Below are 15,702 nucleotides of genomic sequence, written 5' to 3' on the forward strand. Positions count from 1 at the left end.
TCTGATTTTCCAGAAGTTATTTTTGTCATCAAATGATTTTCCACAGAAATTTCTACAGTTTCTTTAGGCAACTTCTTTACAATTTCACTAAAATATTTAGCCTGTAAAACAATACTTCCTGATTGATTCACTTCTACGATTTCTTTTCCATTCTCTTCAACTGGAATGAAAGATTCAATTGAAATATCAGCATCGCTTCCTGTTAATGTAACTCCTTCTTCCGTAGCGACAACTTTAATTCCCGTAAGGATCGGAATTGTTGTACGAGAAGAAACAGCCTTCATTACATCTTGTACACTTCTTACAAGATAGTCTTTTTGTATTGTAAAACGCATAAAGAAAAACCTCCGGTAAGTATAAGATTTTATTTAATTAATAAAGATAAAAAATAGTAGTAATAGTAATAGGGCTTGTGGATATGTGGATAACCCTGTTAAAGGATGTAAAAACAGTCTATCTACATGTGGATAGACTGTGCGTAAAACAAGGAAAGTTATTCACACTATTCAGCTACTACTTTAAAATATCGTTAATTTCTTCAACTTGCTTTTGTAATTGCGTATCCGTCTTAAGTAGCTTAGAAATTTTTTCATGAGCATGGATAACTGTTGTATGATCACGTCCACCGAATTCTTCACCTATTTTAGGTAAGGAGGAGTCTGTCAGTTCACGTGATAAATACATTGCAATTTGGCGAGGGAAGGCAACTGATTTCGTTCGCTTTTTCGCCTTGAAATCTTCCAATTTTACTTGATAAACATCTCCGACAGCTTTTTGAATATCATAAATGGAGATAATTTTTGGTTTAGAATTTGGAATAATATCTTTAAGTGCTTCGGCTGCTAAATCAGCATTAATATCTTTGTTAATTAAAGATGAATAAGCTACAACTCGGATGAGTGCACCTTCTAGTTCACGAATATTTGAATCGATTTGATTTGCAATATAAAGCATGACCTCATTTGGTATATCAAGTCCTTCAGCCTTTGCCTTTTTGCGCAAAATTGCAATCCGCGTTTCTAAATCTGGTGGCGTAATATCTGTAATGAGTCCCCATTCAAAGCGAGAACGAAGACGATCTTCTAAAGTTGGAATTTCTTTTGGTGGCCGATCACTGGAAATTACAATTTGTTTACTTTCTTCGTGTAATGCATTGAATGTATGGAAAAACTCTTCTTGAGTTTGTTCTTTTCCCGCTAAAAATTGAATATCATCTATCAATAAAACATCCACATTGCGGTATTTATTACGAAAATCGACAGCTTTATTATCACGAATAGAATTAATGAATTCATTTGTAAATTTTTCTGATGATAAATATACAACTTTGGCATTTGGGTTATGTTCAATTACATAATGACCAATTGCATGCATTAAATGGGTCTTTCCAAGTCCAACTCCCCCATAAATAAAGAGGGGATTATATGCTTTAGCTGGCGCTTCGGCTACGGCCAATGAAGCAGCGTGAGCAAAACGGTTACCAGAGCCAATAACAAACGTATCAAACGTATATTTTGGATTTAGCATACTCTGTGGTAAATGATTAGAATCATCTTGTGCTGAATTCGGTTTAGAAGGAGGAAGATCAATCTCCTCTTCAGTTTGACTTTGGGGAATAATAAAGCGAATAGCTAATTTTGCCCCTGTTAAATCATAAAGTGTTTCTGAAATTAGCTCTGAATAATGAGATTCTAGCCAATCGCGGGCGAATTCATTTGGAGCCGTAATTGTTAATACATCTTTCTTTAAATTATGTGCGGTCGTTGATTTTAACCATGTTTCATAACTTGGTTTACTGACCTTTTTTTCTAGTTCTTTTAAGGCGCTGTTCCATAAATCAGAGATGTTTTCCAAAGGTGTCCCTCCTTTACTAAGATGGTAAAAGAATAAGGTTGCGCAACAAATGTACAACCTAAATAAATATAAAATGTATATTTATACGAAACGTATTTTAAAACCTAAAAACGTCGTTTGTATATGAGATAGGGTTTTCGACAAAAAAAGTAAATGTGGATAATCATTTACCCACATGTGATTAAAACTGTCCACATGTTATACACAAATTGTGGATAAGATAAAGATGTGGAAAACTTATTCAAAGTGAAAACACAACTATAATATCAAAAAAAAGTAGCTATAGCAATGAAATTAAGAAAGTTATCCACAAAATCAATACCTTGTGGAATAAACTTGTCCACAACACGATATACTGTGTAAAAGTACGAAAAGGGTTTGTGGATATAAAAAACAGAAAAAAACATTTATCCACAAGGAAATATAGCGTCTGTGAAAAAGTATGTGAATAGGTTCAAAATGAATATTTGATGAAAATTTCTAGAACCATTGACATTTTCCTAGTTGATTAACTATAATTTATAAGACTGTCTTTAACAGATATTCCTCAGGGAGGTGTCATATAATGAAAAGAACTTACCAACCAAATAAACGTAAGCGCAGCAAAGTACATGGTTTCCGCAGCCGTATGAGCACAGCGAACGGACGTAAAGTGCTAGCAGCTCGTCGTCGTAAAGGAAGAAAAGTATTATCTGCGTAGACCACTGATCGTTCAGTGGTCTTTTTTTCTAATAATAGTGAATTTCCGCTGATGAACTACAGGAGTGTCAATTGATATGAAGAAAAAACATCGTATAAAAAAGAATGATGAATTCCAGACGGTTTTTCAAAAAGGAAAATCGACTGCGAATCGTCAATTTGTTGTGTATCAACTAGATAAAGAAGAGCAGCCAAACTTTCGTATTGGCCTTTCTGTCAGCAAGAAAATAGGAAATGCAGTAGTTCGTAACCGAATTAAACGTATGATTCGCCAGTCGATCACAGAATTAAAAGATGAGATAGATTCTGGAAAAGATTTTGTTATAATAGCAAGGAAGCCTTGTGCAGAGATGACATATGAAGAATTGAAGAAAAGCTTAATTCATGTCTTTAAACGCTCTGGTATGAAAAGAATAAAAAAGTAGCGTAAGGAAATGAATTACACTATATACATACCGATACAAGGAGGAGTAGGCTTTGAAAAAGAAATTAGGTTTACTAGCCATGGTTGTTGCATTAATGGCGATTACTGCTGGCTGTAGTGAAGTAAATCAGCCAATTACACCAAAAAGCACTGGAATTTGGAATGAATACTTCGTATACCCGCTTTCTCAGTTAATTACGTATTTTGCCAACTTATTTGGTAGTAATTACGGTTTAGCGATTGTTGTTACAACTCTTATTATTCGTTTTGCATTATTACCATTAATGATTAAACAAACGAAGAGTACGAAAGCAATGCAAGCGTTACAACCAGAAATGGTGAAGTTAAAAGAGAAATATAGTTCTAAAGATCAAGCAACGCAGCAAAAACTACAACAAGAAATGATGCAGTTGTATCAAAAAAATGGTGTAAATCCATTAGCAGGATGTTTACCAATCTTTGTTCAGATGCCTATTTTATTCGCGTTTTACCATGCGATTATGAGAACATCAGAAATTAGTAAGCATACATTCTTATGGTTCGACTTAGGACAAGCAGATCCGTTATATATTTTACCGGTTGTTGCAGCAATTACGACATTTATTCAGCAAAAACTTGCTATGGCAGGAACTGCTGGTCAAAATCCGCAAATGGCAATGATGATTTGGTTAATGCCAATCATGATTTTAATCTTTGCAATTAACTTCCCAGCTGCATTATCACTTTACTGGGTTGTTGGTAATATCTTTGGTATCGCTCAAATGTACTTGATCAAAGGGCCGGAAATTAAGGCTAGTAAGGCAGGAGGATCAAGCAAGTGAGTATAATTACTGCTAAAGGACAAACAGTCGAGCTGGCAGTACAGGATGCTTTAAGGCAATTAAATGTTTCAAAAGACCGAGTAGATATAAATATTATCGATGAGGGTAAGAGAGGGTTCTTAGGTTTATTTGGGAACCGACCTGCAGTAGTAGAAGTTGTATTGAAGAAAGATCCAATTCAAGAATGTGAAGAATATTTAAAAAATGTTATTCACGATATGGGTGTGGAAGCTGAGATTAGTAAAATTGTAAAAGGACGAGAAGTTGAATTTACAATTTACGGCGAAAATGTAGGTGTTTTAATTGGGAAAAGAGGAAACACCTTGAATTCTTTACAGTATTTAACAAAACTTGTGGCGAATCGTAATACGAAGCAGTACATTGGTATCACATTAGATGCTGAAAATTATCGTAGTAAAAGAAAAGCTACGTTAGAAGCACTTTCTTATCGATTAGCAAAACAAGTGGTAAGTACGAAAAAAAGAGTTGTATTGGAGCCTATGCCATCTTTTGAACGAAAGATTATCCACCAAGCATTATCTAATCATCAAAATATCATTACAACTTCTGAAGGAAAAGAACCACATCGACATGTTGTAATATCTTCCAAGTGACCGGTTACTCAATTGAGTGCCGGTTTTTTTGAGGGAAAAATAGGTGTGGATAACTAAAAACACTAAACTTATCCACTGTGAATAAGTTTAGTGTTTTTTACATGAGGACATAATAAAATGAGTTATTATTCTTTTGTAGATAGGTTCGTTATGGTATTCTAATAATTTAGTGAAGAAAATAATCATGTTGAAATAGAGATAAATAAGCAAGTGAGGTGAAAGGACATGGAATTTGATACAATTGCCGCGATTTCCACAGCGCTTGGAGAGGGTGCAATTGCCATTGTTCGAGTAAGTGGGGATGATGCGGTTGAAAAAGTTAATCGTATTTTTAAAGGGAAGGATTTAACAGAGGTTCCTTCTCATACAATTCATTATGGTCATATTGTTGATTTAGATACAAATCAGGTTATTGAAGAAGTAATGGTGTCCATTATGCGTGCACCAAGGACTTTTACACGTGAAAATATAGTAGAAATTAACTGTCATGGTGGACTTGTTTCGGTAAACAAAGTATTACAGCTTATTTTAGCGCAAGGGGTAAGATTAGCGGAGCCTGGTGAATTTACAAAACGTGCTTTTTTAAATGGCCGTATTGATTTATCACAAGCAGAAGCTGTTATGGACTTAATCCGTGCAAAAACAGATCGTGCAATGAACGTAGCGATTAATCAAATGGAGGGACGATTATCTAAATTAATCGGCCGTCTGCGTCAGGATATATTAGAAACGTTAGCTCATGTTGAGGTAAACATAGATTACCCGGAATATGATGATGTGGAAGAAATGACACATAATATTTTAATTGAGAAAGCTACACATGTTCGTGCTGAAATTGCAAAAATATTAGAAACATCAAAGCAAGGAAAGATTTTACGTGAAGGTATTGCTACTGCAATCATCGGTAGACCTAATGTTGGGAAATCATCGCTATTAAATAGTCTCGTTCAGGAGAAAAAGGCAATTGTAACTGATATTGCAGGAACAACTCGTGATGTTATTGAAGAGTACGTTAATGTGCGTGGTGTACCACTTAAACTTATAGATACGGCCGGAATTCGTGAAACAGAAGATGTTGTTGAACGAATTGGTGTAGAGCGTTCAAAAGAAATGATGAGTCAAGCTGATTTAGTGTTAGTTGTCGTTAATTATAGCGAAGCTTTAACGAATGAGGACGAAGATCTATTCCGTGCCGTACAAGGAAAAGATTTCATTGTTATTGTAAATAAGACAGATTTACCGCAAGCAATTGATATGGAACGTGTTATAGAATTGGCAGAGGGAAATCGTGTTATTACAACGTCGTTAATTGAGGAACAGGGAATAGATGAGCTTGAAACGGCAATCGCTGATTTATTCTTTGAAGGAACAATTGATTCCGCAGATGTAACATATGTTTCTAACGCGAGACATATTGGATTATTAACACAAGCAGGAAAAACAATTGGAGATGCAATTGAGGCGATAGAAAATGGTGTTCCAATTGATATGGTGCAGATTGATTTAACAAGAACGTGGGAAATACTTGGTGAAATTACTGGTGACACCGTTCATGAAAGCTTAATTGACCAGTTGTTCTCTCAATTTTGTTTAGGAAAATAATATAGTGATGTTTCAGAAAGATAGAGATTATTAGGAGGAATAAACAATGGGATACAATGCCGGTTCATACGATGTCATAGTAATCGGTGCAGGTCATGCAGGATGTGAAGCTGGTCTTGCGGCAGCACGAATGGGCTCCAAAACATTAATGTTAACAATTAACTTAGATATGGTAGCGTTTATGCCATGTAACCCTTCTGTTGGTGGACCAGCAAAAGGGATTGTTGTTCGTGAAATTGATGCATTAGGCGGAGAAATGGGACGCAACATTGATAAAACGCATATTCAAATGCGTATGTTAAATACAGGTAAAGGGCCAGCTGTACGCGCACTTCGAGCACAAGCAGATAAGTTCTCTTACCAGCATGAATTAAAGAAAACAATTGAAGAAACACCAAACTTAACGTTATTCCAAGGAATGGTAGAGCGTTTAATCGTTGAAGACGGCGAATGTAAAGGGGTAATTACGCAAGGTGGTGCTGAATATACAGCAAAGACAGTCGTAATTACGACTGGAACGTTTTTACGTGGTGAGATTATTATGGGAGATTTAAAATATTCGAGTGGTCCAAATAATCAACAACCATCTATTACTTTATCGGAACATTTAGAGGAGCTTGGATTTGATCTTGTTAGATTTAAAACAGGTACACCTCCGCGCGTAAATAGTAATACGATTGATTATAGTAAAACAGAAATTCAGCCAGGTGATGATAAGCCACGAGCTTTCTCTTTTGAAACGACAAAGTTTATTATGGATCAAATTCCATGTTGGTTAACGTATACGAGTACGGAAACACATCGTTTAATAGATGAAAACCTACATCGCTCAGCTATGTATTCTGGTATGATTAAGGGAACAGGTCCTAGATATTGTCCTTCAATTGAAGACAAGGTAGTAAGGTTTAATGATAAACCACGTCATCAAATTTTCTTAGAGCCAGAAGGACGTAACACACAAGAAGTGTACGTACAAGGTTTATCCACAAGCTTACCAGAAGACGTACAGCGTGATATGCTTAGAACAATCCCTGGTCTAGAAAATGTTGAAATGATGCGTACAGGTTATGCAATTGAATATGATGCAATTGTGCCAACGCAACTATGGCCAACACTTGAAACGAAAAAAATTAAAAATTTATATACAGCAGGACAAATTAACGGAACTTCTGGTTATGAAGAGGCAGCAGGACAAGGGCTTATGGCCGGAATTAATGCAGCATGTCGTTCTTTAGGTAAAAAAGAAGTGATTTTAGGTCGTGAGGATGCTTATATTGGTGTCTTAATTGATGATCTTGTAACGAAAGGGACGAATGAACCATATCGTTTATTAACGTCTCGTGCAGAGTATCGTCTATTATTACGCCATGATAATGCGGATCTTCGTTTAACTGAAATTGGTCATGAAATTGGATTAATTAAAGAAGAACGCTATGAGCGATTTACAAATAAAAAATTACAAATTGAACAGGAAAAGGAACGTTTAAGTAGCATTATTATTAAACCACGTCCTGAAGTTCAAGAATTAATTCGCAATATTGGTGGAAGTGAATTGAAAGATGGAATACGTGCAAGTGACTTATTACGTCGTCCAGAGATGACATATGAGCATATCCATCTTTTAGTACCAAGTGAAGTAGAATTAAGTGATGAAGTTACAGAACAAGTTGAAATTCAGATTAAGTACGAAGGATATATCGAAAAATCTTTACAGCAAGTAGAGCGTATGAAGAAGATGGAAAGTAAAAAAATTCCTGTCGATATTGATTATGATGCGATTTCTAGCCTTGCATCAGAAGCTAGACAGAAATTGAAAGATGTTCGTCCACTTTCAGTGGGGCAGGCTTCACGTATATCGGGCGTAAATCCAGCAGACATTTCCATTTTACTTGTGTATATTGAACAAGGAAAAATTGCGCGAGTATCGAACCAATAAATAGTAAGGAGATATTGTTAGATGAACATAGAACAATTTCAATCTATGCTAGAAGAGAAGGGTATCACCCTCTCTTCTAGACAGTTAGAGCAGTTCGAAATCTACTTCGAAACATTAGTAGAATGGAATGAAAAAATGAATTTAACGGCTATTACGGAAAAAGAGGAAGTATATTTAAAACACTTTTTTGATTCCATTACAGCTGCTTTTTATTACGATTTTTCAAAACCATTCTCAATTTGTGATGTTGGCGCAGGAGCTGGATTCCCAAGTATTCCTTTAAAAATCTGTTTCCCGCATTTAAAAGTGACGATTGTAGACTCATTGCAAAAACGTATTAATTTCTTAAATCATTTAGCACAAAAGTTGGAATTGAGTGACGTCGCGTTTTGTCATGATCGTGCTGAAACATTTGGAAAAAAAGAAGGTGTACGTGAAGCGTACGACATTGTAATGGCACGTGCAGTCGCACGTCTTTCAGTATTAAGTGAGCTGTGTTTACCACTTGTAAAAGTTGGGGGAACATTCATTGCAATGAAAGGTGCTGCAGCAAATGAAGAAATTGAAAATGGCAAGTATGCTTTAGAGGTGCTAGGCGGGGATTTAAAAGAAATGTCTACGTTCCAATTACCGTTTGAAGAAAGTGAACGTAATATTTTATTAATCGAGAAAAAGCGCAAGACACCAAAGAAATATCCACGCAAACCGGGAACACCCAATAAATTACCTATTGAAAAATAAATCTTATTAGACGTAAGATTAAATTATATAAATGAAAACGTAAATGTTTCATAGGAAACATTTTATGGAGAATAGTCAATAGGCCTAAAGGTGGTGGAATATGTATGAAAAATACGTTTTCTCGTTTATTTGGCTTTGGAGATAAAGAGAGCGAATTCGAATTACAAGACGAAAGCCATGAAGAAATAGATAAAAAGGTATATGAAGAAATACAAGAAATTCCGATAGTAAATATTACCCCTAACCGTTATCAACCACGAACAGTTTTTGATGACGCGCGTATTGAGGAACTAGCATTAACGATTCGTACACACGGACTTATTCAGCCAATTGTTGTGAGGCAATATGAGGATGAGAAGTACGAGATTATTGCTGGAGAAAGGCGTTTCCGTGCAGCAACAAAGTTAGGGTGGGAAAAGGTTCCTGCAATTATAAAAAACTTAAATGATACAGAAACAGCTTCTGTGGCTTTAATTGAAAACTTGCAACGTGAGGAACTAACAGCAATCGAGGAAGCTGTGGCATATCAAAAGCTAATTGAGTTACATAATTTAACGCAAGAAGCATTGGCACAAAGACTTGGAAAAGGACAATCCACAATCGCAAATAAGTTGCGATTGTTAAAGTTGCCTGAAGAAATAAAAAATGCGTTATTAGAAAAAAGTATTACAGAACGCCATGCCCGTGCGCTCATCCCTTTAAAGAATGAGGAATTACAACTGAAGGTTTTACAGGAAATTGTGGAGAAACAACTGAATGTAAAGCAAACAGAGGAACGAATTGCGAAATTACTAGAGGAAGCAAAACCGAAGCGTAAGGCAAAGCAAAAAGCAGTAAGTCGAGATACGAGAATTGCCATGAATACAATTAGGCAGTCATTACAAATGGTTGCTGACAGTGGTTTAAATGTTAATTCTGAGGAAGAAGAGTTTGACGAGTACTATCAAATTACAATTCAAATTCCGAAGAAAAAATAATAATGGCGTGTTAGAGACCTGATCCTATTGGATAGGTCTCTTTTACTATATTTTCTTGTTAGATGAAGAAGGAGTTTACAAATAAATTTTGAAGTTTAATAAGGACGTAAAAGAAAAACTTTTATTTCATGTTACAATAAACGTAATTGTTACTAGAATAAGATAGAAAGGTTGAAAGTAGGTGACATCATGGGAAAAATCATTGCTATAGCCAATCAAAAGGGTGGCGTTGGAAAAACAACAACATCTGTTAATTTAGGGGCTGGATTGGCACAAGTAGGTAAAAAGGTCCTTCTTGTAGATATTGATGCTCAAGGAAATGCAACGACGGGTGTGGGAATTGAAAAATCCGAATTAGATCAATGTATTTACAATGTTCTTGTGGAAGATGCAGATGTTCAAGGGGTTATACAGAAAACCGCAACTGAAAACTTAGATGTTCTACCCGCTACAATTCAATTAGCAGGTGCTGAAATTGAATTGGTACCGACTATTTCCCGGGAAGTACGTTTGCAAAGGGCATTACAGCCAGTTCGTGATGAATATGATTATATTATTATCGACTGTCCCCCGTCCTTAGGGTTATTAACGATTAATGCATTAACTGCAGCAGATTCTGTTATTATTCCTGTTCAATGCGAATATTACGCACTAGAAGGGTTAAGTCAGCTATTAAATACAGTTCGACTTGTGCAAAAGCACTTAAATAAAAATCTAGCAATTCAAGGCGTATTGCTAACAATGTTAGATGCCCGTACAAATTTAGGGATTCAGGTTATAGATGAAGTGAAAAAATACTTTAGAGATAAAGTATACCGTTCGATTATCCCTCGTAATGTTCGTTTGAGTGAAGCACCAAGTCATGGGAAACCAATTATGCAGTATGACGCTAAATCAAGAGGGGCAGAAGTATATATAGATTTAGCAGAGGAAGTGATTGCAGGTGGCTAAAGGATTAGGAAGAGGAATCAATGTGTTTTTTCCTGATTTAGATGTGAAAGAAGAAGAGACAATTCAGGAGATTACGATAACTGAATTAAGACCGAATCCATATCAACCACGTAAACACTTTAATAAAGAGGCGATTCAGGAATTATCGGCCTCTATTAAAGAGCACGGCATATTACAACCATTAATTGCTAGAAAGAGTATTAAAGGATATGAAATTGTTGCAGGTGAAAGAAGATATCGTGCTGCTAAAGAGGCGGGACTCGAAAAAGTACCTGCCGTTGTAAGACAATTAAATGAGCAGCAAATGATGGAGTTTGCATTGCTTGAAAACTTACAACGAGAAGATTTAAATCCAATGGAAGAAGCAATGGCATATCAAATGTTAATGAATGAGCTAAATGTGACGCAAGAACAATTAGCAAAACGTCTTGGTAAGAGTAGACCTTACATTGCAAACTATACGCGATTATTAAGCCTCCCTTCTTTTGTGCAAGATATGATTGCAAACGGTCAACTTTCAATGGCTCATGGGAGAACTTTACTTACGATAAAAGATGAAGAGCAGTTGAAATCTTTACTGAAACGAATTGAAAAAGAAGGATTAAATGTTCGTCAATTAGAGAAAATTGTTCAGGAGATTAATCAACGCGTTTCACGTGAAACAAAACAAGTAAAAAAAGAGAGAAACATATTTTTCGTAGAACGCGAAACGTTCTTAAGAGAAAAGTTTGGCACAGAGGTAAAAATTAAAGAAACAAAAAAGGAAAAAGGTAAAATCGAAATTGAATTTTTCAATAAAGAAGATTTAAATCGTATTTTAGAATTATTAGCGCAGCAAAACTAAAAAGCAAACCATCTTATTATTTATAGATGGTTTGCTTTTTTTAATACAGATAATTTTTGATCTGTTTCTTTTATGCTTTGTGCAATTACATCAGCCATTTTCATAACTAAACTTAATCTTGTATTTTGCAGGACGAAAAACTCCATAAAACCATTTAGATTTACGATGCCATGAATATGTAAATCACCAACTGCTGGTAATTTCTTATTCATCGCAGCTCCGGGTTTACTAGGTCCCATTCCGGTAGTGATGGAACCGATACTTTGAGATTTTCCTAAACAAGCATCAACCGCAATGATAAATGAAGTAGGATTATCTTTCTGTATATTCTGAATTTTTTCTTCTAAATTTAGCGCATGTACTGGTTCATCTAGTGTGCCGAACACTTGGAAGTTTGTAATTCCTACTTGTTCTAGTTTCGTACCGACTAATGGCCCGAGTGCATCGCCTGTAGAACGATCTGTTCCGATACAAACGAGAATAATTGGTATATGAGTCTTAATAGGGATGTGGGAAAGTAAGAAGTTACTAATTGTCTCAGAGGCTTCTAAATCTTGGTGCATAACGTTTTGAGTTTCTTTTTCGAAAAAAGGTAAGCGAAAACTTCCAATATTCATGAAGCACCCATCCTTTTAATAAATTTTCAAAATATGTTATATGGTGAGTAAAATGGAAAACTATAAGTGCGTATTTGCTGTAAAACTTAAGTGAGAACGGAAATAATAGTACTAGTATATATATATTCGTTCCATTTTATACCTGCATGGAAGTTAATAAATGTAATTAAAGACATAAAATTTTTTCAGCAATTAGGAGACTTCTGATACAATAAGAAGGATAACTAAAAAGAAATTTTGGCTGGAGAGGTAGAGGTACATGGATTTATTAACGAAGTGGTTTAATGCTACGAAACAGTATTTATTAGATGCTGATCGTTGGGCTCATATTGGAATTGCGACATTAAAAATATGTATCATTTTAACAATTGGTGCAATTGTAGTACGAATTGCAAGAGCGGTTGTACGAAATGCGTTTCGTATGGGAAGTCGTTCGCCAATTCAAATTTCAGAACGTCGTACAGTTACAGTAGCGAAGTTACTTGAAAATATTGTGGCATACGTTGTTATGTTTATTATGTTAATTGCGATTTTAGGTGTGTTCGATATTAATGCATCAGGTTTATTAGCCGGTGCTGGGGTAATTGGTTTAGCAGTCGGATTTGGTGCTCAAAGTTTAGTGAAAGATGTTATTACAGGATTATTTATCTTGCTAGAAGATCAATTTTCAGTAGGTGACTATGTAAGAATTGGGCAGTTTGAAGGTGTCGTTTTAGAAATTGGACTTCGTACAACAAAAGTAAAAAGTTGGACAGGTGAAATTCATACTTTACCAAATGGAAGTATTGTTCAAGTTACGAACTTCTCGGTAAGTAATAGTGTAGCATTTGTGGATGTATCTATTTCATATGAGGCGGATATTGCAAAAGCAGAGCAAGTCATTGAAGAGTTATTAGAGGAATTACCTGCAAAGTATGAACAAATGGTAACAACACCTCAGTTGTTAGGTGTACAAACATTAGCTGCTTCAGAAGTTATACTACGTGTTATTGCTGAAGTAGAGCCAATGCAACATGCAGTTATTGCAAGGGCACTTCGTAAAGAAATTAAAAATCGTCTAGATTTACATGGTATTGAAATTCCATATCCACGTATGGTTTTATATAATCGTGAAGAATTAGTGAGTGAAAAAGCAATTTAGTATGGAGAGGGGTTTGGAGAATGGAGCAAAAGCAGTATAACTTGTATGATGTTGTGGAAATGAAGAAAGCCCACCCATGTGGGGAGAATCGTTGGAAGATTATTCGTATGGGAATGGATATCCGCATTAAGTGCGAGGGATGTGACCATTCAGTAATGATTCCTCGAAGAGAGTTTGATCGTAAGGTGAAAAAAATACTTGTGAAGCACGAAGAATAGAGAGAAAGTAACAGTTGCAGTGGGTAGCTGTTACTTTTTTTCGTTTGGAGGAAACTTGTCATTTTTTTCGTTACTATCTATAATGATGAAAGATTGAGACATAGGAGTGAAAAATATGGGATTAACGGCTGGGATTGTTGGATTACCTAACGTAGGGAAGTCCACTTTATTTAATGCAATTACACAAGCAGGAGCAGAATCTGCAAACTATCCATTCTGTACAATTGATCCAAACGTAGGAATTGTAGAAGTACCAGATGAGCGTTTAAATAAATTAACGGAATTAGTAGAACCGAAAAAAACTGTTCCGACTGTATTTGAGTTTACTGATATTGCAGGTATCGTAAAAGGTGCTAGTAAAGGCGAAGGTTTAGGAAATAAATTCTTATCTCACATTCGCCAAGTAGATGCAATTTGCCAAGTTGTTCGTTGTTTTGAAGACGAAAATATTACGCACGTTTCAGGGAAAGTAGATCCAATTGATGATATTGAAACAATCAACCTAGAACTAATCTTAGCCGATTTAGAATCAGTTGATAAACGTATCGAACGTGTTGCGAAATTAGCAAGACAAAAAGATAAAGAAGCAGTATATGAACATGAAATTTTAGTACGTTTAAAAGAAGCTTTCGAAGAGGGAAAACCAGCTCGTACCGTTGAATTTACAGAAGAGCAAATGAAGATTGTGAAAGGTCTTCATTTATTGACAACGAAAGAAATGTTATACGTAGCAAACGTAAGTGAGGACGATATTATCGATCCTTCTGAAAACAAATACGTACAAATGGTAAAAGAATTTGCTGCAAATGAAAATTCTCAAGTAATCGTTGTATGTGCAAAAATCGAATCAGAAATTGCTGAGCTAGACGAGGAAGAGAAAAAAGTCTTCCTTGAAGAACTGGGCATTGAGGAATCTGGTTTAGATCAATTAATTCGTGCTGCATATGATTTATTAGGACTTGCTACTTACTTCACAGCAGGTGTGCAAGAAGTACGTGCATGGACGTTCAAACAAGGTATGAAAGCACCACAATGTGCCGGCGTAATTCATACAGACTTTGAGCGTGGATTTATTCGTGCAGAAACAGTTTCTTACGAAGACTTAATGACAAACGGTTCTATGACAGCTGCAAAAGAAGCTGGTAAAGTTCGTTTAGAAGGAAAAGAGTATATCGTAAAAGACGGAGACGTTATGCATTTCCGTTTCAACGTTTAATTTAATATTTCCTAGGAAAAATAAAGATATGAACTTGGCAAATATATTATGTGTTTGCCAAGTTTTTTATGTATGGGTGAGTTGATTCATCTAACTTACTATGATATAATCTAAACTCGTGAGTAATTACTATAAATTAATTGCTCCTTGCCCATTACGGGCCGTTTAGACCAAAAGGAGGTGAAAGTGTAATGAGAAAGTACGAAATTATGTACATCATTCGTCCTGGCGTTGAAGAAGAAGCTCAAAAAGCTTTAGTTGAACGTTTTGCAGGTGTTTTAACAAACAATGGTGCAGAAATCATTAACACGAAAGAGTGGGGTAAGCGTCGTTTAGCTTACGAAATCAACGACTTACGTGAAGGTTTCTACATGATCTTAAACGTGAATGCTAACGCAGAAGCGATTAACGAATTCGATCGTTTAGCTAAGATCAACGAAGATATCCTTCGTCATATCGTTGTTAAAGAAGAAGAAAAATAATTGATATATAAGGGAGAGTGGTTCGATTGATGAATCGTGTTATCCTCGTTGGTCGTTTAACTAAGGACCCTGACTTACGTTACACGCCCAATGGTGTTGCAGTAGCTACTTTTACGTTAGCTGTGAATCGCGCATTTGCGAATCAACAAGGTGAGCGTGAAGCTGACTTTATTAATTGTGTAATATGGCGTAAACAAGCAGAAAACGTAGCAAATTATTTGAAAAAAGGTAGCTTAGCAGGCGTAGATGGGCGTCTTCAAACTCGTAATTACGAGGGACAAGATGGTAAACGTGTATATGTAACAGAAGTTCTTGCGGAAAGCGTACAATTTTTAGAGCCGCGTAATGGCGGTGGGGAGCAACGTGGTTCATTTAATCAGCAACCATCAGGAGCTGGTTTCGGTAACCAAAGCTCTAACCCATTTGGTCAATCTAGTAATTCAGGCAACCAAGGTAACCAAGGAAACTCTGGATTTACGAAGAATGACGATCCATTTTCAAATGTAGGTCAACCGATCGACATTTCCGACGACGATTTACCGTTCTAATACAGTAAATTTGTTAG

At 35.8% G+C, this 15,702-nt stretch carries 17 protein-coding genes and 1 pseudogene; 15 read left to right on the forward strand and 3 right to left on the reverse strand.

All coding sequences use genetic code 11. From position 1 onward, the window contains the following. Positions 1–335 (reverse strand): annotated as a pseudogene (locus tag QCI73_RS00005) (DNA polymerase III subunit beta); the annotation flags it as partial. 178 nt (positions 336–513) lie between these two features. Next, positions 514–1,854 carry a chromosomal replication initiator protein DnaA gene (gene dnaA / locus QCI73_RS00010; RefSeq protein WP_098668528.1) on the reverse strand — a complete coding sequence of 447 codons (1,341 nt, stop codon included), beginning with the start codon at positions 1,852–1,854 and terminating at the stop codon, positions 514–516. A 565-nt stretch (positions 1,855–2,419) separates the two neighbouring features. Here dnaA and rpmH point away from each other — a divergent pair. The 10 genes from rpmH to spo0J all read left to right on the forward strand — a co-directional run bounded on the left by rpmH (position 2,420) and on the right by spo0J (position 11,463). Then, positions 2,420–2,554, forward strand: a complete 135-nt coding sequence (rpmH, locus tag QCI73_RS00015; protein WP_000831901.1) for a 50S ribosomal protein L34 — start codon at positions 2,420–2,422, stop codon at positions 2,552–2,554. A gap of 76 nt (positions 2,555–2,630) precedes the next feature. Beyond that, positions 2,631–2,978, forward strand: coding sequence for a ribonuclease P protein component (rnpA, locus tag QCI73_RS00020; RefSeq protein WP_000726629.1), 348 nt, complete (start codon positions 2,631–2,633; stop codon positions 2,976–2,978). Between the two features lie 52 nt (positions 2,979–3,030). Further along, on the forward strand, positions 3,031–3,798 hold the full coding sequence (gene spoIIIJ / locus QCI73_RS00025) for a YidC family membrane integrase SpoIIIJ (RefSeq protein ID WP_000727745.1): 768 nt from the start codon (positions 3,031–3,033) through the stop codon (positions 3,796–3,798). Continuing rightward, complete coding sequence (gene jag, locus QCI73_RS00030) at positions 3,795–4,412, forward strand: RNA-binding cell elongation regulator Jag/EloR (RefSeq protein WP_000022804.1); 618 nt, start codon at positions 3,795–3,797, stop codon at positions 4,410–4,412. The genes spoIIIJ and jag overlap by 4 nt, the downstream gene beginning before the upstream one ends. Before the next feature lie 225 nt (positions 4,413–4,637). Next, positions 4,638–6,014: a tRNA uridine-5-carboxymethylaminomethyl(34) synthesis GTPase MnmE gene (gene mnmE, locus QCI73_RS00035; protein WP_000393775.1), complete on the forward strand. Its 1,377-nt coding sequence runs from the start codon at positions 4,638–4,640 to the stop codon at positions 6,012–6,014. A gap of 46 nt (positions 6,015–6,060) precedes the next feature. Further along, positions 6,061–7,950 (forward strand): tRNA uridine-5-carboxymethylaminomethyl(34) synthesis enzyme MnmG, encoded by a 1,890-nt coding sequence (gene mnmG / locus QCI73_RS00040; protein WP_353822312.1) that lies wholly within the window; start codon positions 6,061–6,063, stop codon positions 7,948–7,950. 21 nt (positions 7,951–7,971) lie between these two features. Continuing rightward, on the forward strand, positions 7,972–8,691 hold the full coding sequence (gene rsmG, locus QCI73_RS00045; protein WP_001019621.1) for a 16S rRNA (guanine(527)-N(7))-methyltransferase RsmG: 720 nt from the start codon (positions 7,972–7,974) through the stop codon (positions 8,689–8,691). Between the two features lie 104 nt (positions 8,692–8,795). After that, positions 8,796–9,668 carry a nucleoid occlusion protein gene (gene noc, locus QCI73_RS00050; protein WP_000799029.1) on the forward strand — a complete coding sequence of 291 codons (873 nt, stop codon included), beginning with the start codon at positions 8,796–8,798 and terminating at the stop codon, positions 9,666–9,668. A 189-nt stretch (positions 9,669–9,857) separates the two neighbouring features. Next, positions 9,858–10,619 carry a sporulation initiation inhibitor protein Soj gene (gene soj, locus QCI73_RS00055; protein ID WP_000516114.1) on the forward strand — a complete coding sequence of 254 codons (762 nt, stop codon included), beginning with the start codon at positions 9,858–9,860 and terminating at the stop codon, positions 10,617–10,619. Continuing rightward, positions 10,612–11,463, forward strand: coding sequence for a stage 0 sporulation protein Spo0J (gene spo0J, locus QCI73_RS00060; RefSeq protein WP_001051838.1), 852 nt, complete (start codon positions 10,612–10,614; stop codon positions 11,461–11,463). The genes soj and spo0J overlap by 8 nt, the downstream gene beginning before the upstream one ends. A 20-nt stretch (positions 11,464–11,483) precedes the next feature. On the opposite strand, the gene yyaC is transcribed toward spo0J, so the two are convergent. Further along, a complete protein-coding gene (gene yyaC / locus QCI73_RS00065) occupies positions 11,484–12,080 on the reverse strand; it encodes a spore protease YyaC (protein ID WP_001020729.1) in 597 nt (198 codons plus the stop codon). 259 nt (positions 12,081–12,339) lie between these two features. On the opposite strand from yyaC, the gene QCI73_RS00070 reads away from it, so the two are divergent. The 5 genes from QCI73_RS00070 (at position 12,340) to ssb (ending at position 15,685) form a co-directional block, all read left to right on the forward strand. After that, the gene (locus QCI73_RS00070) at positions 12,340–13,221 is read left to right on the forward strand and encodes a mechanosensitive ion channel family protein (protein WP_138320638.1); all 882 of its coding nucleotides are present in this window, start codon (positions 12,340–12,342) and stop codon (positions 13,219–13,221) included. 20 nt (positions 13,222–13,241) lie between these two features. Next, positions 13,242–13,439 (forward strand): DUF951 domain-containing protein, encoded by a 198-nt coding sequence (locus QCI73_RS00075; protein ID WP_000436051.1) that lies wholly within the window; start codon positions 13,242–13,244, stop codon positions 13,437–13,439. A gap of 115 nt (positions 13,440–13,554) precedes the next feature. Then, positions 13,555–14,655 (forward strand): redox-regulated ATPase YchF, encoded by a 1,101-nt coding sequence (ychF, locus tag QCI73_RS00080; protein ID WP_327923330.1) that lies wholly within the window; start codon positions 13,555–13,557, stop codon positions 14,653–14,655. A 191-nt stretch (positions 14,656–14,846) separates the two neighbouring features. Next, positions 14,847–15,137, forward strand: coding sequence for a 30S ribosomal protein S6 (gene rpsF, locus QCI73_RS00085; RefSeq protein WP_001233779.1), 291 nt, complete (start codon positions 14,847–14,849; stop codon positions 15,135–15,137). A 26-nt stretch (positions 15,138–15,163) separates the two neighbouring features. Beyond that, a complete protein-coding gene (gene ssb, locus QCI73_RS00090) occupies positions 15,164–15,685 on the forward strand; it encodes a single-stranded DNA-binding protein (RefSeq protein ID WP_000981967.1) in 522 nt (173 codons plus the stop codon). Positions 15,686–15,702: the final 17 nt, after the last annotated feature.

The organism is Bacillus cereus group sp. MG16 (assembly GCF_040459875.1).
GTDB lineage: Bacteria > Bacillota > Bacilli > Bacillales > Bacillaceae_G > Bacillus_A > Bacillus_A paranthracis.

Coding starts and splice junctions, on each gene's coding strand:
- ychF (WP_327923330.1), top strand. CDS start 13,555: ATGGGATTAACGGCTGGGATTGTTGGATTACCTAACGTAGGGAAGTCC.
- rsmG (WP_001019621.1), top strand. CDS start 7,972: ATGAACATAGAACAATTTCAATCTATGCTAGAAGAGAAGGGTATCACC.
- soj (WP_000516114.1), top strand. CDS start 9,858: ATGGGAAAAATCATTGCTATAGCCAATCAAAAGGGTGGCGTTGGAAAA.
- rnpA (WP_000726629.1), top strand. CDS start 2,631: ATGAAGAAAAAACATCGTATAAAAAAGAATGATGAATTCCAGACGGTT.
- QCI73_RS00070 (WP_138320638.1), top strand. CDS start 12,340: ATGGATTTATTAACGAAGTGGTTTAATGCTACGAAACAGTATTTATTA.
- QCI73_RS00075 (WP_000436051.1), top strand. CDS start 13,242: ATGGAGCAAAAGCAGTATAACTTGTATGATGTTGTGGAAATGAAGAAA.
- noc (WP_000799029.1), top strand. CDS start 8,796: ATGAAAAATACGTTTTCTCGTTTATTTGGCTTTGGAGATAAAGAGAGC.
- mnmE (WP_000393775.1), top strand. CDS start 4,638: ATGGAATTTGATACAATTGCCGCGATTTCCACAGCGCTTGGAGAGGGT.
- yyaC (WP_001020729.1), bottom strand. CDS start 12,080: ATGAATATTGGAAGTTTTCGCTTACCTTTTTTCGAAAAAGAAACTCAA.
- rpmH (WP_000831901.1), top strand. CDS start 2,420: ATGAAAAGAACTTACCAACCAAATAAACGTAAGCGCAGCAAAGTACAT.
- rpsF (WP_001233779.1), top strand. CDS start 14,847: ATGAGAAAGTACGAAATTATGTACATCATTCGTCCTGGCGTTGAAGAA.
- mnmG (WP_353822312.1), top strand. CDS start 6,061: ATGGGATACAATGCCGGTTCATACGATGTCATAGTAATCGGTGCAGGT.